Genomic DNA, 19,558 nt, shown 5'->3' with positions numbered 1-19,558 from the left:
CGCTTCTTTCTATGTGTACGCTCTTATTCGTATGTATTACTTTTATAAAATAACTTTTTGCGAAATTTTTTTCCAAAACGTTTCTTCTTTTGCATCAAATTGAGCTGGTTCCCCGTCAGACAATTTTTCATTTAATAATGATAATTTTTCTTGATGTTTTGCATACTCATCTTTTTTTATTAGCTCTAAACGATACGCACGATCCAAGATCGACTCTCGATAGTTAACATTCATTTTCGTTGCCTTCGCCATTTCTTACATTCCTTCCCAAAATAAATTTTCATTTTTTCGTTAAATTCTTCTATAATTATAACAAAAATATCAGAAAAATAAATATGAAACAAACGATAATTGCGAAAATTTTGTTTTTTCATGCAATTATCGTTCGATTATTTAAGAAATTAAAATTATTAACCAATAATTAATCAATCAGCAAACGCATTAAATGAACATCTAAAAATTCACCTTGGTTTGTTTTGGCACCCCGAGGCATAATTGCCTCTGTTTCAAACCCTAATTTTTTATAGACATGAATCGCTCGTTGATTGCGATCCTGTACCGTTAATTCCAAGCGACGAATAACATGACTTTCATGCGCCCAGCGAATAAGTTCTTCCATTAGGATACTGCCTAGTCCATAGCCCCAGTATTCTTTTAAAATACTAATGCCAATTTCACCAATATGCTCCATCCGCTTTTTAGAAGAAGCAGACACAGAAGCGGTGCCAATGATCGCTTCTCCCGCTAATGCCACCAATAAAACATTATTTGGCGATTCATAGAGTGTTGCTAGATTTTCAGCCAATTCTGTTGTCGACATGGCCATTCCTCGCTCATCCATCACCAAATAGGGCGTTTCACTCCCAATTTTTGACATCACAGATAGTAATTGATCCGCATCAGTAGGCACTGCTTCTCGAATAGAAAATGTTTGTTCAGTCATATTCGCGAGCCTCCCACGTTTTCAGAATCTCTGCTATTCTTTCTTCTGCCAATGGACCAGTTCCGCGGAATTCAAGAACTCTCTTGTCCGCTTCTTGAGAATCTTTATTTAAAATAATTTCTAAATAATCTTCTGGCAATTCTTCTTCAATCAAGCTGCCCCATTCTACAACGGATAGCCCATCTCCTTCAAAATACTCATCTAACCCTAATTCATCCGCACCCTCTTCAACACGATAGACATCCATATGGTATAACGGAAGTCGTCCTTGTGGATATTCGCGGATAATCGTATAGGTGGGACTTTTAATCATTTGGGAAATGCCTAATCCTAAAGCAATCCCTTTCGTCATTGTCGTCTTACCGGCCCCTAAATCACCAGTCAGGACAATTACATCACCAGCTTGTGCCTTTTGTCCAATGATTTTAGCAATCGCTTCTGTTTCCAATGGATTGTTCAGGACAATGTTCATTTTTTTGCCTCCCATCTGCAAGAATCTATGTATGAAAGTATACCGAAAACTCAATAAGTTGACTAGTGGCAGCTTCAAAAAAATAAAGTTGAGGCCCAAGTGTCCTGGGAACCTCAACTTCTACTTTGCTTATTTATCATGCTTCGACATAGTTAATTAGTCGTTCATTAATGTTTGAGCAGCTGTAATGATTGATAATTTATAAACATCTTCTTCGTTTGCACCACGTGATAAGTCAGAAACTGGTTTGTTCAATCCTTGTAAGATTGGGCCAATTGCTTCAAAGTTACCTAAACGTTGAGCAATTTTGTAGCCAATATTTCCTGATTGTAAATCTGGGAATACAAAGACTGTTGCTTCTCCAGCAACTTTTGAGTTGGGCGCTTTTAATTGTGCAACAGAAGATACATAAGAAGCATCAAATTGTAATTCACCATCAATCGCATATTCAGGTGCTAATTCTTGCGCAATTTTTGTAGCTTCAGCAACTTTTGTTACTTCTGGTGCTTTTGCAGAACCTTTTGTTGAAAAACTTAACAATGAAACTTTTGGTTCAATGTCAAATAATTCAGCTGTTTTGGCACTATCAACAGCAATTTCAGCTAATTCTTGTGCAGTTGGATTCACGTTAATCGCGCAGTCTGAGAATAAATATCTTTCTTGGTCACGACCACGAATCATTAAGAAAGCACCACTTGTACGGCTCACGCCTGGTTTTGTTTTAATGATTTGTAACGCAGGGCGAACTGTATCACCTGTTGAGTGGATAGCACCACTAACCATACCATCAGCAATACCCATGTAAGTTAACATAGTACCGAAATAGTTGACATCTTTTAAGATTTTTTCAGCATCTTCTTTAGTAGCTTTTCCATTACGGCGTTCAACAAATGCTTCGACCATTTCATCCCATTTTTCATAATCATTTGGGTTGATAATAATAAAGTTTGATGTGTTGATTCCACGAGCCATAGCAGCATTTGCAATATCTGTTGGATCACCAATTAAGATTGGTTCTACTAATTCATCAGATTTTAAGCGGGCAGCAGCACCTAAGATTCTAGGATCTGTTGCTTCAGGGAAAACAATTTTGATATTACGGCGTACGACTTTAAATTTTAAGCTATCGAATAATTCCACGATAAACCCTCCAGTTTTATATTTACAAAATCCATCATACACTATTCTCAAAGAAAATAACAGTTTTTTCTAGCTGTATTAGTCAAAAAAACCAATAATCCGATAAACTTTTCACAAACTAACTCTTCTACACTATAACAGCATACACTGTTACACTACACTGTTTCAGGAAGTTGCCAATCAATCGGCGTTTCCCCTAAACGTTCTAGAGCGGCATTCGCTTGAGAAAACGGACGTGAGCCAAAAAAACCACGATGTGCTGACAATGGACTTGGGTGTGGCGATTTGATAATCACATGCCGAGTCGTATCAATCATTTTAATTTTTTCTTGAGCAGGACGTCCCCATAAAATGAAAACAACAGGTTTTTCACGCTCATTCAACTTTTCGATAATGACATCTGTCAGTTGCTCCCACCCTTTACCTCGATGGGAATAGGCTTGACCTGCCCGAACGGTCAACACAGTATTTAATAATAACACGCCTTGTTTGGCCCAGCTTTCTAAAAAGCCATGGTTGACGGGTTGGTACCCTAAATCAGCTTGTAATTCTTTGTAAATATTCGCAAGAGATGGCGGCACTTTCACACCTGGCTGGACAGAGAAACTTAGTCCGTGTGCTTGATTGGGTCCATGATATGGATCTTGTCCCAAAATTACTACTTTTACTTCTTCAAAAGGGGTTAGTTCTAACGCTGAAAATAAATGATACATATCTGGATAAATCGTTTGTGTCTGATATTCTTTTTTCAAAAATTCCCGCAATTCTTGATAATACGGTTTTTCAAATTCAGCAGATAAAATGTTTTGCCAACTATTGTGAATAATTTCTTTCATAATGCTCACTCCTTCGCTCTCTAAGCATAACGAATTTCTCCAAACCTGACAAGAAATTTCTGGGTACTTTCTCTTGGAAAAACGTGGTAAACTATAGGTAAGCTTTAAATAGATAATGAGGTGTAGAGAATCGATGATTAAATTAATTGCTTCAGATATGGATGGAACACTTTTAGATGCAAAAATGAGCATCACAAATGATAACGCTTCAGCAATTCGCGAAGCGGAACGTTTAGGAATCGAATTTATGGTTGCTACTGGCCGCGCATATACCGAAGCGAAACCCGCGTTAGAAGAAGCTGGAATTGACTGCGCCATGATTACTTTAAACGGCGCCCAAGTGTTCGACAAAGATGGACACTCACTTTTCACGGCTGGGATCGAAAAAGAAACAGTAACAGAAGTACTAACTATTTTGAGTCAACACAATGTTTACTATGAAATCTCTACAAATAAAGGTATTTTTTCTGAACATCAAGAAAAAAGAATTGAAAACTTTGCCGCTCATATTGCAGAATCCATGCCCCATTTAACTTATAAAGTGGCGATTGCCATGGCTTCAGCACACCTATCTTTATTGCATATTACCTATGTTGATCGTTTGGACGACATTTTAAAAGATGATTCGATTGAAGTCCTTAAAATTATTGGCTTCAGTATGGATGGGCCGAAAGTATTAGGTCCTGCTGGGATGGAAGTAGAAGAACTAGATGATTTGGTTGTTACCTCTTCTGCGCTTAATAATATTGAAATTAACCACCGCCTAGCACAAAAAGGGATTGCGGTTGCGCGCGTCGCTAAAGAACGTGGGATTCCCGCTGAACAAGTCATGACTATTGGTGATAATTTAAATGATGTCAGCATGATTCAATGGGCCGGAGTAAGTTTTGCAATGGGCAATGCCGAACTGGAATTAAAAGAATACGCTAAATATGAAACAGCCACTAATTTAGAAAATGGTGTTGGCGAAGCCATCCTGCGTGCAATAAGAGAAGATTTGTAATAAGCACTACCAGTTACAGCACTCATTTATATATAGAAAGGAGATCGTGTCGTGTCTGAATTTTTTATTCAAGAACAACAGTTAGGAAAAGTTACGCGAACCATCGTGAAAGACCAAGCAGGCCGTTCACTTTTTCTATTGGTGGGGCGCTGGGGTACACGAGGAGATGCGCTTTCTTTATATGCAATGAACGGAGAAATTTTAGCCAGTATTAAACAAGTTTCTTGGACTTTTGGTACACGATTTGAGTTATATCAGCGTTTTGAAAAAGTGGGTACTCTACGAAAACTGTTCAATTTGAATGCTGATTTCTATTATGTTCAAGGCCTTCACTGGGCAGTTGTTGGTGATATCAAAGCGCATCAATATTCAATTTATCAAGTCCATAAAAAAATTATGTCAATGGATAAAACCATGCTTTGTACAGGCGACTATTTTGTTTTAACTGTTGCCAATGATGAGGACGCACCGTTGTGCATCTGTATAGCAGCTGTCCTTGACTACTGGTTATATAATAAGAAAAAACAAAAAACTTCCGATGATTTTGGATTAGATTTTGATCCTTTAACGGATTAATGAAAAATAACGAAGCTAAAGTGATTGACTTTAGCTTCGTTATTTTTACACTTCTTTTTGCATATGATTGTATAAGTGACCACTAATAGTCATTGTTGTGACATCTTTAAAGCCTTTACTTGCGTATAACTTTCTCGCCCCTGGATTGTCAAAATCAACATTTAGACCCAAGGCTTGCTTCCCGCTAGCTTTAGCTACTTCAGGTAAAGCATCTAATAACTTAGAACCAATTCCCATTCCACGGAAACGTTCATCCACAGAAATCGTGTCTAAATACCATTCATTAGGCAAGGTTTCTTCTTCAATAAATAGCCGAACATCTTCTGCTAAGCCATGTTTTTTAAAGACTTCTCTTAAAGGTTCATCAATAATCTTTTCATCTTCCGCAGGATAGCCGACAGCAATCCCTGCAACTTCACCTGCATGTTCATAAACTAAAATTCGTTGATAGCCATAGCGATAGGTTGGATACGCCGTTGCCTCTGCTAATAGGTCAATCATTTGTTCTTCTGAGACTTCTTCTAAAATTGGTAACTCCATATCTTTTAAAATAACTAAGACCAGCCGAGCAATCGCTTGACCGTCTTCTTTTGTTGCCGAGCGAATCATTGTAATTCTCCTTTACATTTAACTAAAAAAGAACTGGCTACTATCATTACTGACTTAGCCAATTCCTTTTATCTTGTCTTTAGTATAACAAATTTATTATTGAATTTCTACTGTAACCTGACGTCGTCCCCAAACATGACATTGGTCTACTGAATCAAAATGAACATCAATAATATTTCCTTGAATAGCGCCACCTGTATCTCCAGCAATAGCAAAGCCATAACCAGAGACTTTCACTAATGACCCCAGAGGAATTACGCTTGGATCAACTGCAACTACATTGCTTTGTTTACTTAAGTCAATACCAGTAGCACTTAGATTACTTGCACCTGGCTCACGCCAAGAATAAGCGGTTGATTCCATCTGAAGCACACGACCAGAGCCAGTTCCTGGTGTTGATGATTCGCCTGTCGATGATTCTGTCGTTGATGACGATTCGGATGAACTAGCTGAACTTGAAGATTCAGTGCTACTGCTTTCCGTACTTGTAGAAGAGCTTGATGCTTGACTGCTTGACTCTTCAGCAGCTTCGGCTTCTAGTTTAGCCGCCGCATCTGCTTGCGCTTGTTTGTCGGCAGCTGCTTGTTTCTTCGCTGCTTCTGCTTTGGCAGTTTCTGCCGCACGTTTTTTCTGTGCCTCAGCTGCTGCTTTTTCGCTGACTAAGCGTTGTTGCTCTTTCTGTTTGTCTGTCGAAATTTGAGCCAATAATTCTTCATTATCCGCCATTTTTTCTTTTAACTCAGAGACTTTATTATTCATTGAAGAAGCTTCAACTTGTAATTTCTCTTCATTTTGTTTTAAAGTTGTTTGCGTATTTTCAACTTTTTCTTGTAATGCAGCTAACTTTTCTTTTTCGCTAGTTAAGCTTTCAATCTTTTCCCGTTCAAAGTTTTGTAAAACGGTCATGGCGTAGGCCCGATTAAAGAAATCTGATAAATTTTCTGCATCTAATAAGGCTTGCCAAGTACGTTGGTCGCCATTTAATTGAATATCCTTCATACGATCGCCAACAGCTTCTTTACGACGAGAAATATTTTTTTCTGTTTTTTCTATTTCCTCTTTCGAAGTTTTCAACGTATCTTCCGCTTTTGAAATTTGCGTTTTTAAACGTTCGATTTCCGCATATTTAGCATTTACATCGTCTAAGGCTGAATTGATTTCTTTACTAATTAACTCCCCAGATTGTTTCGCTTGCGCTTCTTTTTCTTGCAACGAATCAAGTGATTCTGCTGCCGCAGCGACTGGAAGTCCAAAATTGATAAGCATCATTGTTGTTAAAAATGGTATCAACTTTTTAACCTTCACTAAATCCAACACCTTTCCTAACTTATCTAAAACACCTACTCATTATACTAGTCAGGAGGGCTTGTTTTATTTCAATCATGTTACAATTTATTACAATTTAAATGCAACTCTTTTTTTATCCTGCGTTTATTCATTAGTCCATTTCTATCTCAATTCTTTAAGAATTTCTTAAGACGGCTTAAAAACTAGCTTTTGACGATTTTTCTTTTTTTCATCCCATTAGACCATTGATTGAAATATTTTGTAATATTTTTTGTTAATTATTGGCCCTTTTTCTTCAAATCTTCTAAGAGATGCCGAACTTCTTTGGAATTTTTAATGTTTTTTAAAGTTAGTTTTGGGTAATTGTTAATAAAACGACGTTGTTGGAAATTTAACCGATTTTGGAAATGCTCTTTTTTGGTTCGTTCTTTTAACTTCTGCCAATCAGCTGTAGCGATTTCCATTTTTGTGTTCAACCGTTGCTTAAATTCTTGTTGGTTCGTTTCCAACGTTTGGCCCATCTCGGTAATAAGTTTTTTGAAACCTTGCATGTTCAGCAACGTATAAATTAAGTCAAGCCCCATTACAATCACTATGCAAAGGGCTAAGTAGTTGCCAAAGGTTGCTTGTAAAAAGCTGACAACTTTGGCGATTTCTGGTTGAATAACTTTGACAATCAAGACACAACCCAATCCCCAAAAAAGAGAAACCGGTAAAGCCACACGACCGTTTAAATTAAAAGGTACATCATGATAATCCCACCAAGAGGCATGGAACAGTTTTTCCAAGCCATAACTAGTGACATATTCTAAAATCGTCACTAAAACAGCCGATCCGACATACAATACCAAGAGATTGTTCTCAAAGGGTTCCACAAAATAGAGAACGCTTAAGACCCCAAATCCATAAATAGGACAATAAGGCCCTACCAAAAATCCTCGATAAACAAATTTTTTGGCTTTTAATGAACAATACACCGTTTCCCATAACCAGCCGATAAAGGAATAAATAAAAAATAACAAAATAACCTGACTCATTTTTTCCACGTTTCTGTCACACTCCACTTCTTTGCGCTTTTCTTCTATTTTAACAGAAGTTGAGAAAATGTAGCGAACAACTTTCTTTCATTGAAAGATTAGGCTACAATGAGAGCAGCAAAGGGAGGAATCTTATGTTTGGTTTATTGAAATACGCAAAAAATTATCGAAAACAAATTATCCTCGGTCCAGTCTTCAAATTTTTAGAAGCTTGTTTCGAGTTAGTCTTGCCCTTATTCATGGCTCACTTAGTCGATGTCGGTATTCGTCAAAACGACCGACAGACTGTCATAGAAATGGCCCTCTGGATGCTTGTTATGTCGTTAGTTGGTTTATTTTTTGTCATGATTTGTCAATATTATGCTTCAGTCGCTTCGCAAGGTTTTGGGACGGAGCTAAGAAATCAATTAATGAAGAAAATTAATCAGCTTTCACACAAAGAATTGAATAGTTTTGGTACAGATACCCTCATCACCCGGATCACAAACGATATCAACCAGCTTCAATTGGCTTTAGCGATGTTTATTCGGTTGGTCATTCGGACACCTTTTTTAAGTATCGGTTCTGTGGTCATGGCTTTTTACATTGACGTGCAGATGGGTTTTCTTTTCCTATTACTTTTACCAATTTTTAGCCTTATTCTCTTTATTATCATTAAAGTGACTGTGCCTTTATATCAAAAAGTCCAAGAATATTTGGATCGGTTAAACCGTCAAATCAGTCAAAACTTAAGCGGTGTCCGTGTGATCCGTGCGTTTGCTAGAAAGGAAACAGAGCAACGACATGTTGATAAAGCTTCAGATGATTTAGGCGATATTTACATTCGCGTATCGAATGTCTCTGCTTTATTAACGCCTTTAACCACTTTGATTATGAATGTTGGAATTTTATTTTTACTTTATTTTAGTGGCTTAAAAGTTTCTTTTGGTTCCTTGCAACAAGGGGAAGTTTTAGCATTGATCAATTATATGAATCAAATGATGCTCGCTTTAATTGTTGCTTCTAATCTCGTGGTAATTTTTACGCGAGCTGCCGCTTCCGCAAACCGTGTCAATGAGGTTTTAACTGTAGAAAGTCAGTTAACAGATACACCAGAATCAGCAAAAACATCTCCACAATTTGGTGATATTACCTTTGACCATGTAGATTTTCGCTATGAACCAGAGGCCGGTTTGGCTTTGGAAAATATCAATTTTACGATTCCTAAAGGCTCAATTCTCGGCATCACAGGACCTACCGGCAGCGGGAAAAGTACCTTAACCCAACTCATTCCCAGATTTTATGATGTGAGTGCAGGAAACCTTTTTATTAATGGTGTAAATGTGCGCGATTGGCCGCTCTTTACTTTACGCCAACAAGTTGCAAGTGTTCCACAAACTGCCGTCTTATTTACAGGGACTATTCGAGAAAACTTACAATGGGGCAAACCAAATGCAACTGATGAAGACTGTTGGGAAGCATTAGCTATCGCCCAATGTAAAGAATTTGTTGAACAATTAGACCAAGGGTTAGACACGCCTGTTAACGAAGGCGGAAAAAACTTTTCTGGTGGACAAAGACAACGGTTGACCATTGCCCGTGCCTTGATTAGGAAACCGCATTTACTTATTTTAGATGATTCCTTGAGTGCCCTCGACTATCAAACAGATTTGAATCTGCGCCGTGCTTTACAAAAAGAACGAGCAGAGACAACCGTTATTTTAATTTCACAACGCGTGAGTTCGATTGCTACGGCGAATCAAATTTTAGTCCTAGATAGTGGAAAAGTCGCTGGCCTTGGCACCCACGAAGAATTACTTACTTCTTCTAAAGAGTATCAAGAAATCGTTGCGTCACAGGAGGAGGATACCCATGCAAACTAAAAAAATTCATTTTGGTGCCTTCTCACGTTTTAAGCCGTATTTACTACGCTATCCAAAAGAAATTATTGGCGCCTTAATCCTAGGAATTCTCAGTGGTTTTTCGACTGTCCTCATGACTTATTATATAGGTAAATCCGTTGATACAATGGTTGGTAAAGGACAAGTCAATGCTGCGCAACTCATCAAAATTTTAGGTTTATTAGCAGGGATTTTACTCGTAACCGTTCTAAGTCAATGGCTGATTCAACGTCTCGGTAATCGCGTGTCTTATTTATCGACCACACAGCTGAGAAAAGATGCCTTTGCCCATTTAAATCAATTACCGTTAAGTTATTATGACCAAACGTCACACGGAAATATCGTCAGTCGCTTTACCAACGATATTGACAATATTTCAATGGCTTGCTCGGCTGTCTTCAACCAATTATTTTCTGGCATGGCCACCGTCGTTGTTGCTTTGCTCTTTATGATCCGGCTAAGTCCCCTGCTCACATTAGTGGTTCTTATCAGTACGCCGATTATTTTTATTGTAAACTGGCTTGTTGCAAAAGCTTCACAAAAAAACTTTGCTGCACAACAAACGATTGTTGGTGAAATTTCCGGCTTCGTTTCAGAAATGGTTGGCAACCAAAAAATTGTTAAAGCCTTTCAACAAGAACAAGCTACGCAAGAAACATTTGAAGCATTGAATCAAACGTTGTATGAAAAAGGACAGAAGGCTCAGTTTTCTTCCTCCTTAACCAACCCACTTTCTCGATTTATCGACCATTTATCTTATTTATCGATTGGATTAGTCGGTGGCTTGTTAGTTTTAAGTGGCAATCCTTTAGTCACAGTTGGTGTTATTTCCAGTTTCACCATTTACTCTAGTCAATTTTCTAAACCTTTTATTGAACTCTCAGGAATCACCAACCAAATCCAAGCCGCCTTAGCTGGATTGGAACGTACCTTTGATATGATGGATCAACCAGTTGAACGTCCTGATGCCCCGAACGCAATTGTTTTGAAAGAAGCGCGAGGCCGTGTTGAATTTAAAGACGTTGATTTTTCTTACACGCCGACGCGACCTTTAATCGAAAACTTTAATTTAATTGCTGAACCAGGAGAAACAATTGCCATTGTTGGGCGAACCGGTGCGGGTAAATCAACATTAGTGAATTTGTTAATGCGCTTTTACGAGGTCGACCATGGTCAAATTACGGTTGATACTCACGACATTACTCAAATTACTCGGGATAGCTTGCGAAAAAGTTTTGGTATGGTTCTCCAAGATACTTGGCTATTCGATAGCTCCATTCGGGAAAATTTAACGTACGGGAATCCTGAAGCCTCTGACGAAGAAATTATAGAAGCCATGAAAAAAGCCCATATTTTTGATTTCGTCATGCGTTTACCTCAAGGACTAGATACCGAGATTGGTTCTCAAGGCGTTAAAATTTCTGAAGGACAACGACAATTAATGACTATTGCACGCACGATGATTAGTAATCCGCCGATGCTTATTTTAGATGAAGCGACCAGTTCAGTTGATACATTGACCGAGCAAAAAATTCAGGATGCTTTTTTACAAATGATGACTGGCCGGACCAGTTTTGTTATTGCCCATCGCTTAGCAACAATCAAAAGTGCTGAAAAAATTCTAGTTATGGACAATGGTCAAGTGGTTGAAATTGGCACCCATGACGAATTATTGCAAAAAGAACAGGGTTATTATCGTGACCTTTACGAAGCACAGTTTAATCAAAAAGCACAATAAAAAAGAGTCACTTTTCTGGGATGATGAAAAGTGACTCTTTTAATTTTAAATTTATTGATCTAATTCAGATAATGGCTTTCCAAATAAACGTTTAAAGGGAATTTTATTGCCTAAATAATAAGTGGCAATTACTTGAATAGGAAAGAAAATAACTGTTTTAATTAAGCGTGGCACCCACCAAGCAAAATTTGCTAGGTTGACTCCATACATTAAACTTAACCACAAAGGAGTTAAAATGATATTAATTAAAACGGTGACCAACAATGTCGCCAAAATCACTCGTTGCCATGTCATTTCTTTCTTATAATAGAAATAACCATAAATAGCACCAGCCAAAAAGGCATTTAAAGTAAACCCAGGAAAATAGCCTGCCTTTGGAAAAAGCAACATTCCTACCACATCAGCCACCGCCGTGCCGATTCCAGCCCAAAAAGGTCCGAAAATCATCCCAATCAATGATTCTGGGATAAACGTGAAACTGATTTTTAAAAACGTTGTTTCATACGCAAAAAAGCGTGAAAAGACAACGACCACCGCAATGAGTACGCCCATTAACGCAATGGATTTTGTGCCAAATTTTTTCTTTGTCATTTTTAGCATCTCCTCTAAGAGCTGCTACATGACGAACCATGCAGCGAATGCGAAAACAAAACCGCGAACATTAAAAAGCTGAACGTGTTGTTCTGATGATAAGCAAAGTAAGAACCTTTGCTTTCTAGCAACACACTGTTCATGTTCTTCGTCCAAAAGGCAACATCCCATCCTTTTAGCACTTAACGCTTTGTCTCCTACTCTGTTATTTTATTTGGACAAAAGTCCTCATAAAATATACCACAAAATAGTCAAAATAACCATTAAGGTTCTCTAAAAAGCTAACGGTCGACGATCGCCTTCATGGATAACCTCACGGAAGTCCGCAAACCCCGCCTCGACACCTCTCAAAAGAATTTCAGCACTGCCGATATTGGTTGCTAAAGGAATTTCATAGACATCACTTAGACGAATCAAAGCTGTCACATCTGGTTCATGCGGTTGCGCGGAAAGAGGATCTCTTAAAAAAATAACTAAATCAATGTTGTCTTCTGATATCATTGCGCCAATCTGTTGATCCCCACCTAATGGCCCCGATTTAAAGCAATGCACGGGTAAGCCAGTTGCTTCCATCACTTTCATGCCTGTCGTTCCTGTTGCATACAATTCATGTTTTTCTAAAATATGTTTATAAGCGGTTGCTAGTTTGATCATTAATGTTTTTTTACGATCATGAGCGATTAAAGCGATTTTCATGTTATCCAACTCCTGTCTTTGTTATATTATAACAAAAGTTTATCGATAAATCCGCTGAGAGTGTTTGCCCTTTGTCACCTTGACGAAAAAGTCTTCTTTTTCTTGTGCAACTCTCCCTTGCCGAAAGATAGCGTTTTCATTTAAACTATGAGTAACAAATCAAAAAGAAAAGAGTGACGTATCAAATGGTGGAAATGGCGCTTAGAAATGTGTATAAAAAATATGACAATGCAGAACATTATTCTGTTACAGATTTTAACTTAGAAATTACAGACCGTGAATTTATCGTCTTTGTCGGACCTTCTGGTTGCGGTAAATCAACAACATTGCGCATGATTGCTGGCTTAGAAGATATTACTGAAGGTGAATTATCAATTGGGGACAAAGTCATGAATGACGTTGCACCGAAAGATCGTGATATTGCCATGGTTTTCCAAAACTATGCGCTTTACCCGCATATGACTGTTTTTGATAACATGGCCTTTGGTTTAAAACTAAGAAAATATGATAAAGCTGAAATTAAAAAACGGGTGGAAAATGCTGCGGATATTCTGGGCTTAACAGAGTACTTACAACGTAAACCTGCGGCGCTTTCTGGTGGACAACGCCAACGTGTTGCACTTGGCCGGGCAATTGTCCGTGATGCCAAAGTCTTTTTAATGGATGAACCTTTATCAAACTTGGATGCAAAATTACGTGTAGCCATGCGTGCTGAAATCGCTAAACTACACCAACGTTTAGAAACTACGACAATTTATGTGACACATGACCAAACCGAAGCGATGACCATGGCTGATCGAATCGTAATTATGAAAGATGGCTTTATTCAACAAATTGGTTCACCAAAAGAAGTTTACAATACACCAAAAAATATGTTCGTAGCTGGGTTCATCGGCTCACCTGCCATGAATTTCTTCAAAGTTACCTTAAACAATGGGGTTATTTCTAACCAACATGGTTTAAAACTAGCAATTCCTGAAGGAAGAAACAAAGAGCTTGTTGAACATGGTTATGAAGGCAAAGAATTAATTTTCGGTATTCGTCCAGAAGATATTCATAGCGAACAAGTGGCTTTAACGGCAATGAAAGATGCGGTGATTAAATCTGAAGTCGTTGTTTCTGAATTATTAGGGGCTGAATCCATGCTTTATACAAAAATTGGTGATACAGAGTTTATCTCAAAAGTAGATGCTCGTGACTTCCACCATCCTGGTGAAATGATTGACTTAGCTTTTGATATTAACAAAGGACATTTCTTCGACCCTCAAACAGAAGAAGTCATTAAATAAAAAAATCTCGAGGCATCCGTCGCAATGACGGATGCCTCGATTGTTTCTCTTTATGCTAATTTAACCTTCTTCTTTATCACTTTGGGTTGTTTCGCTTCTGTAAAAGTTGGAATATCTACATGTTTACTTAAGGTACTTGCTAAAAAGTAGGCAATACTGAAATCCACCAAACTATGAATTAATCCACCAACGCCCATCAAAAGAAAAATAGAATACATGAAGCCGGCTGTATAATAGGTTCCTGGCAAGTTGCCCATTGTGTAAAATACAGAAACAACCACTAGCTCGGCAGCGGAATGAATCACTCCAATTCCCACGTTAAACAACTGTAATTTCCCATTTAATAAAGTGAATTTCCCCTCTTTATTGATTAAAATTTCTGGATGCTTTTGTAAAATCACTGCGCCAATGACTGCAAAAATCAAATGAGATAAGGCCCGCAAAGCAATAATCGGTGTTGCGGATAAGAAAAAACCAAAACCTGTTCCTAGACTAACCGCAATTGCCACCACTGGAGAAATAAACATGGCAATAAAAACTGGGACGTGACTTGCTAACGTAAAACTGGCTGGACCAATGGTAATTCTTGGCATAACCATTGGAATGATAATCCCCATTGCAATTAAAAGTGCTGAAATTGTTAAACGTTTTACTGAGTTTGTTTTCATTAAAACTGCCTCCTAAAGGTGTCATGACACCTTTTGTTTTTCTCAAGTGTAGCTGAACAGCCGCAATGTGTCAAGACACATAAAAGAACTTTCTGTTATTTCTCATAAATAACAGAAAGTTCTTTTTTATACTGGTTTATTTTTTTCTAAAGCATTACTTAAACGAGCGAATTCTTCTAAAGACAATGTTTCACCACGTCTAGAAGGATCGATTTCTGCTTCAGCCAGGCTTTCTTTTAGCCAAGCCACCGTTTGTCCATCTTTCCCATAAAAATGCGTTAAGTTATTCCACAATGTTTTACGTCTTAATTGGAAACTGGCTTTGGTTAATTTGAAAAATTCTTTTTCATTGGTCACTGTCACTGCTGGTGTAGCACGGCGCGTCAATTTAATAATCGCCGAGTCAACATTGGGCTGCGGCACAAAAACCGTTTTTGGCACAATAAAGGCGACACTTGCTTCCATAAAATATTGAACAGCAATTGATAATGAGCCATAAGCTTTCGTTCCTGGTTTAGCAGCAATTCGATCAGCGACCTCTTTTTGCATCATCACAACCATTTCAGCTACATCTAAAGAAGATTCTAAAAAATGCATCATAATTGGCGTAGTAATATAGTAAGGTAGGTTAGCCACCACTTTAATCGGATACTTCTCTTGAAAAACTTGGTTGGTTGTCTCGACCAAATCAGCTTTTAAAACATCCTGATGCACCACTGTTACATTATCATAGCGACTTAAGGTATCTGCTAAGACAGGAATCAAGCGATCATCAATCTCAAAAGCCACAACTTGTGCCGCGTTCATCGCTAATTGCTCTGTTAATGCACCAATTCCAGGCCCGACTTCGACAACATTTGTCTGCTGATTGATTCCCGCTGTTTCTACAATTTTTCTTAAAATATTAGGCTCTGTCAAAAAATTTTGACCTAAACTCTTTTTAAATGAAAATCCATGCTTTTTTAGTATTTCTTTGGTTCTGGATGGTGTGGCAATTTCTTTATAGTCCGTCACGCTTGTTCCTCCATGTAGTTATTCTTCGTTTGCAAGTTCTTTTAAAATACGTGTCATGCTTTCTTTCAATTCTGCTTCTGTAATCCGAAACATGCTTAACCGTTTGACTAACTGTTTGCTATTTGTATAGCCAATTCTTAGGTCATCTCCTAATAATTCACGGTATTTTTTTGCATTTGCTCCCGCTATTAAACCATATTCAACTAGTGTTTGTCTAGGAATTTCTTGATAGTCTTCACCAGCTTGAACAGGTGTTACGACTTTTTTTAAGGCTTCAATAATTGCTTCATCACTAGCATGTTCAACCCCTAGGCTACCACCATTTTTTTTAGGAACTGCAACTTTTCTTGATAAAAAAGCATGCTTTGCATCAGGGACGACTTCCATTATTGTTTTACGAATTTTTTCGCCCGAATAATCTGGATCTGTAAAAATAATCACGCCTCTCGTTTCTTGTGCGTGTTCAATTTGTGTCAAAATTTCATCATTGATAGCAGAGCCAATCGTTTCAATCGTATCTGCTGTAACTACCTCTTGAATGCGGCGTGTGTCGTCTTTTCCTTCAACGACAATGATTTCTGCAACTTTCATTTTTTCCTTCATTTATCTATCCGAAACAAGCGATGAGCGTTGACTCTCGTTTGTTCTGCCACTTCTTCAAAGGTTAGTTGACGCAATTCAGCAATTTTTTCCACTACGTATCGTGTATAGCCTGGTTCATTGCGTTTACCACGATAAGGAACAGGGGCTAAATAGGGTGCATCTGTTTCCACCAACATTCGTTCGAGTGGTACCGCCATCGCCGCTTCTTGAACATCCAACGCCTTTTTAAACGTTACGACTCCACTAAAAGAAATATGCAAACCTAAATCTAAAAATTTCTTCATCCACTCGGCATCACCACTGAAACTATGCATGATTCCACCAATATCTGAAATTTTTTCATCTTTTAAAATTCGATAGGTATCTTCTAATGCCTCTCTCGTATGCACACTAAACGGTAAATTCATTTCCCGAGCAATCGCAATTTGACGGCGAAAGACTTTTTCTTGCACCTCTTTAGGATCCTCCATCCAGTAATAATCAAGACCGATTTCACCTAATGCGACAATTTTTGGCAACGTTAATTGTTCTTGTAATCGTCGTTCAACCTCTGGCCTATAGCTACCCGCTTCTGTTGGATGCCAACCAATGATACTATAAATATTGGCATATTCCTGACTAAGTAAAAGAGATTTTTCAATCGTTGGTTCATCAAAACCTACCACGGCCATCTCTGTAACACCCAATTCTTGGGCATGTGCAATCGTTTCTGGAATATCATCATTAAATTGTTCTGCATTCAAATGTGTATGTGTATCAAAAATCATTATGATTGCCTCCTTTATCTCCTCTCTACTTTATCATATTTCTTGAAAAATCTGAATGACTCGGCGACAAGATTCGCCATTTCCTCATAAACAGCGCTTGCATTTATGCTAAAAGTAACGTATACTATTCAGTCATGTTATTAAAAGGAGGAATCTCCATGACCGATGAAAAAATTTATGAACAACAGCATTTAACAACGGTTTATCATGAGCTGCAAGCGGCTAAAAAAGTTTACGAAGAGCAATTGGCGAACACAATGAAAGATGGCAAACATATGCTAGAGGAATTTGGTCGCGATTCTAAGCTGAATTTTGATAGTTATGCCGATAATCTAGAGACGTTTGCCATGTTGGAAATGAAGAACCGTGAAATTGATCAGTGGAACTTAAAAAATGAAGCAACGGCTAAAAATTTAGACAAAGTGAAACGCCTATTACAAGTTCCTTATTTTGGCAAAATTGGCGTGACTTTTGAAGACAGCCCTGAAGAGCCAGAAAACTTTTATATTGGCGTAAACGATTTTACTTCTTTAGAAGAAGAAACGCGCATTCACGATTGGCGCTCACCGATTGCTTCGTTATTTTATGACAATGTTTTAGGAAAAACAGCCTACATGGCACATCAACAAACCATTCCTGTACAACTTGATTTGAAAAGACAGTTAATTATTGAAAAAGATCAATTAATCAACTATTTTGACACAACCATTGCGATTCAAGATGATGTGTTATTGCATTCTTTAGAAGAAGATGCTTCTCCTTATATGAAGGACATTACGACAACCATTCAACAAGAACAAAATCAAATAATTCGTGACGAAACGCAGCCACTCCTACTAGTCAATGGGATTGCTGGTAGTGGGAAAACGTCTGCGATTATGCAACGGATTGCTTATTTACTTTATCAACATCGAGCAGAAATTACAGCGGATAATATTTTATTACTTTCACCAAATTCAACATTTATTGATTATATTTCTCAAGTTTTACCGAATTTAGGCGAACGAAATCCCTTGAATTTGACTCTTTTACAATTTTTGCGCTTCACTACCAAAGAATCATGGCCAATGGAAGAAGAAACGGACTATTTCGAACGCATTACTCGCTCTGAGGCAACGGAGCAAGAGCACGTTATTCGTTCAAAAGAATTTGCAACGTTTCTTTTAAGCAATCCTGAAAAAGCGGTTGTGCAGCCACATTTTTTCCGTCCTTTAACTTTTAAAAAGCAGACCTTATTTACTTCAGAAACAATTTTTAAACTTTATCAAGAAACACCAGCTGACTTGAGTATTCGCCAACGAATTTCAGCCACAAAAGAAAAATTAACCAGTCTTTGGACACGGTACTTATTAAAACAAGCCCATTCTAAAAAAATGTTGGATCAATTCCAAGATTTAACAGAAGCTGAACAAGTTCGTTATTTTGGCACAGTGATTACCGAAGATAATGAAAAACATCTGGCTGATTTTGCTTTAAAACGTTTGAAGAAAAAATATCGCTCCATCACTGCCGCTATCAAAAATGATGCTTGGCTAGATCAATGGGCCTTTTTTGAAACGTTTTATTCTTTATTCACTGAAAAATCGTATCAAAAAGAGACAGCTGTTTTCACAGCCGATGAAATTGTGGCCCTTATTTTGGTGAAACATGCATTTATTGAAAACCTCGCCAACCAGCAAATGGCTTTTATCCTAGTCGATGAAGTCCAAGATTATACAGAAGCCCAATTATTATTACTGCTGACACTTTTCCCTAAAGCTAGTTTTACTTTAGCTGGTGATGAAAATCAAGCCATTTTTAATACAGCCATTGAATTTTCTGAAGCCCATGATCTATTGGTTAACGAAACCAGCCGTTCTGTTGGAACCTATCAATTATTAAACAGTTACCGTTCAAGTAAAGAAATTACACGACTCTTCCAAACATTAGGCACTCAACCAGAGCAATTAACCATTGTGCCCATCCGGCATGATGGAGAAAAGCCGACATTTATTCCTTGTGACTCTGCGTCTGACTATCTTAAAGCAATCGTCACTTCCATTGCAACTTTTGATCCGAAAGAAAGCACCGCCATTATTACTAAAACATTTGCAGAAAAAGAACAATTAACAAAAGAACTCAGTGCTTCTCTTTCATTGGAAGAGCATCCGTCACTGCAAGTTTTATCAATTGATATGGCAAAAGGTCTAGAATTTGATAATGTAATTCTTCATAACCCAAATGTTAATCATTATTCCGACAATAAACGAGATAAAAAAATCCTGTATACTGCTATTTCTCGTGGAATGAAACGGGTCGTTTTACCTTATACCGGCACACTTTCTGAATGGTTTACACCTTACTTGGCAGCCCAGTAACTGAGACTTAAGGCGGATTTTATTTTTAGAAAAACCACTTATAATAGACGAG

At 37.8% G+C, this 19,558-nt stretch carries 20 protein-coding genes and 1 riboswitch; of the genes, 6 read left to right on the top strand and 14 right to left on the bottom strand.

What is annotated here, in order from left to right:
- Positions 1 to 42: 42 nt before the first annotated feature.
- From IGJ24_RS03485 to IGJ24_RS03465, 5 genes are all read right to left on the bottom strand, one after another.
- Positions 43 to 252, bottom strand: coding sequence for a hypothetical protein (locus IGJ24_RS03485; RefSeq protein ID WP_002355840.1), 210 nt, complete (start codon positions 250 to 252; stop codon positions 43 to 45).
- Between the two features lie 169 nt (positions 253 to 421).
- Entirely contained in the window at positions 422 to 943 is a 522-nt protein-coding gene (locus IGJ24_RS03480; protein WP_438775355.1) for a GNAT family N-acetyltransferase, read from the bottom strand.
- Positions 936 to 1,430, bottom strand: a complete 495-nt coding sequence (gene tsaE / locus IGJ24_RS03475) for a tRNA (adenosine(37)-N6)-threonylcarbamoyltransferase complex ATPase subunit type 1 TsaE (RefSeq protein ID WP_002387026.1) — start codon at positions 1,428 to 1,430, stop codon at positions 936 to 938. Before tsaE ends, IGJ24_RS03480 begins: the two co-directional genes overlap by 8 nt.
- A 141-nt stretch (positions 1,431 to 1,571) precedes the next feature.
- Entirely contained in the window at positions 1,572 to 2,555 is a 984-nt protein-coding gene (gene pta, locus IGJ24_RS03470) for a phosphate acetyltransferase (RefSeq protein WP_002355836.1), read from the bottom strand.
- Positions 2,556 to 2,710: 155 nt separating this feature from the next.
- On the bottom strand, positions 2,711 to 3,391 hold the full coding sequence (locus IGJ24_RS03465) for a uracil-DNA glycosylase (RefSeq protein ID WP_002387025.1): 681 nt from the start codon (positions 3,389 to 3,391) through the stop codon (positions 2,711 to 2,713).
- Between the two features lie 133 nt (positions 3,392 to 3,524).
- On the opposite strand from IGJ24_RS03465, the gene IGJ24_RS03460 reads away from it, so the two are divergent.
- Both IGJ24_RS03460 and IGJ24_RS03455 read left to right on the top strand, forming a co-directional pair.
- The gene (locus tag IGJ24_RS03460) at positions 3,525 to 4,394 is read left to right on the top strand and encodes a Cof-type HAD-IIB family hydrolase (protein ID WP_002383369.1); all 870 of its coding nucleotides are present in this window, start codon (positions 3,525 to 3,527) and stop codon (positions 4,392 to 4,394) included.
- 51 nt (positions 4,395 to 4,445) lie between these two features.
- Complete coding sequence (locus IGJ24_RS03455; protein WP_002355833.1) at positions 4,446 to 4,970, top strand: LURP-one-related/scramblase family protein; 525 nt, start codon at positions 4,446 to 4,448, stop codon at positions 4,968 to 4,970.
- 45 nt (positions 4,971 to 5,015) lie between these two features.
- Here the strand turns inward: IGJ24_RS03455 and IGJ24_RS03450 are convergent, their stop codons facing one another.
- The 3 genes from IGJ24_RS03450 to IGJ24_RS03440 all read right to left on the bottom strand — a co-directional run bounded on the left by IGJ24_RS03450 (position 5,016) and on the right by IGJ24_RS03440 (position 7,912).
- Positions 5,016 to 5,579, bottom strand: coding sequence for a GNAT family N-acetyltransferase (locus IGJ24_RS03450; protein WP_002355832.1), 564 nt, complete (start codon positions 5,577 to 5,579; stop codon positions 5,016 to 5,018).
- A 96-nt stretch (positions 5,580 to 5,675) separates the two neighbouring features.
- The gene (locus tag IGJ24_RS03445) at positions 5,676 to 6,896 is read right to left on the bottom strand and encodes a 3D domain-containing protein (protein ID WP_016615275.1); all 1,221 of its coding nucleotides are present in this window, start codon (positions 6,894 to 6,896) and stop codon (positions 5,676 to 5,678) included.
- Positions 6,897 to 7,144: 248 nt separating this feature from the next.
- The gene (locus IGJ24_RS03440; RefSeq protein ID WP_002387023.1) at positions 7,145 to 7,912 is read right to left on the bottom strand and encodes a putative ABC transporter permease; all 768 of its coding nucleotides are present in this window, start codon (positions 7,910 to 7,912) and stop codon (positions 7,145 to 7,147) included.
- A gap of 125 nt (positions 7,913 to 8,037) precedes the next feature.
- Here IGJ24_RS03440 and IGJ24_RS03435 point away from each other — a divergent pair, with 125 nt between their 5' ends.
- A complete protein-coding gene (locus IGJ24_RS03435) occupies positions 8,038 to 9,765 on the top strand; it encodes an ABC transporter ATP-binding protein (protein WP_002364705.1) in 1,728 nt (575 codons plus the stop codon).
- Positions 9,755 to 11,521: an ABC transporter ATP-binding protein gene (locus IGJ24_RS03430; RefSeq protein ID WP_002361379.1), complete on the top strand. Its 1,767-nt coding sequence runs from the start codon at positions 9,755 to 9,757 to the stop codon at positions 11,519 to 11,521. The genes IGJ24_RS03435 and IGJ24_RS03430 overlap by 11 nt, the downstream gene beginning before the upstream one ends.
- A 51-nt stretch (positions 11,522 to 11,572) precedes the next feature.
- Here the strand turns inward: IGJ24_RS03430 and IGJ24_RS03425 are convergent, their stop codons facing one another.
- Positions 11,573 to 12,121 (bottom strand): folate family ECF transporter S component, encoded by a 549-nt coding sequence (locus IGJ24_RS03425; protein ID WP_002385065.1) that lies wholly within the window; start codon positions 12,119 to 12,121, stop codon positions 11,573 to 11,575.
- 30 nt (positions 12,122 to 12,151) lie between these two features.
- Positions 12,152 to 12,319: riboswitch (THF riboswitch) on the bottom strand.
- 66 nt (positions 12,320 to 12,385) lie between these two features.
- Entirely contained in the window at positions 12,386 to 12,808 is a 423-nt protein-coding gene (mgsA, locus tag IGJ24_RS03420; RefSeq protein WP_002355823.1) for a methylglyoxal synthase, read from the bottom strand.
- Between the two features lie 185 nt (positions 12,809 to 12,993).
- On the opposite strand from mgsA, the gene IGJ24_RS03415 reads away from it, so the two are divergent.
- On the top strand, positions 12,994 to 14,097 hold the full coding sequence (locus IGJ24_RS03415; protein ID WP_002355822.1) for an ABC transporter ATP-binding protein: 1,104 nt from the start codon (positions 12,994 to 12,996) through the stop codon (positions 14,095 to 14,097).
- A 50-nt stretch (positions 14,098 to 14,147) separates the two neighbouring features.
- On the opposite strand, the gene IGJ24_RS03410 is transcribed toward IGJ24_RS03415, so the two are convergent.
- The 4 genes from IGJ24_RS03410 to IGJ24_RS03395 all read right to left on the bottom strand — a co-directional run bounded on the left by IGJ24_RS03410 (position 14,148) and on the right by IGJ24_RS03395 (position 17,149).
- A complete protein-coding gene (locus tag IGJ24_RS03410) occupies positions 14,148 to 14,765 on the bottom strand; it encodes a hypothetical protein (RefSeq protein WP_002355821.1) in 618 nt (205 codons plus the stop codon).
- A 126-nt stretch (positions 14,766 to 14,891) separates the two neighbouring features.
- Positions 14,892 to 15,779 (bottom strand): 16S rRNA (adenine(1518)-N(6)/adenine(1519)-N(6))-dimethyltransferase RsmA, encoded by an 888-nt coding sequence (rsmA, locus tag IGJ24_RS03405; protein WP_289865466.1) that lies wholly within the window; start codon positions 15,777 to 15,779, stop codon positions 14,892 to 14,894.
- Between the two features lie 18 nt (positions 15,780 to 15,797).
- Complete coding sequence (gene rnmV / locus IGJ24_RS03400) at positions 15,798 to 16,382, bottom strand: ribonuclease M5 (protein WP_002366308.1); 585 nt, start codon at positions 16,380 to 16,382, stop codon at positions 15,798 to 15,800.
- Positions 16,379 to 17,149: a TatD family hydrolase gene (locus IGJ24_RS03395; RefSeq protein WP_173950956.1), complete on the bottom strand. Its 771-nt coding sequence runs from the start codon at positions 17,147 to 17,149 to the stop codon at positions 16,379 to 16,381. Before IGJ24_RS03395 ends, rnmV begins: the two co-directional genes overlap by 4 nt.
- Before the next feature lie 134 nt (positions 17,150 to 17,283).
- Here IGJ24_RS03395 and IGJ24_RS03390 point away from each other — a divergent pair, with 134 nt between their 5' ends.
- A complete protein-coding gene (locus IGJ24_RS03390) occupies positions 17,284 to 19,506 on the top strand; it encodes a HelD family protein (protein ID WP_289865465.1) in 2,223 nt (740 codons plus the stop codon).
- Positions 19,507 to 19,558 lie beyond the last annotated feature (52 nt).

It is taken from the genome of Enterococcus sp. DIV0546, assembly GCF_051712785.1.
Taxonomy (GTDB): Bacteria; Bacillota; Bacilli; order Lactobacillales; family Enterococcaceae; genus Enterococcus; species Enterococcus faecalis.
The sequence above is the reverse complement of the archived record's forward strand: the minus strand, read 5'-3'. Positions and strand labels throughout refer to the sequence as shown.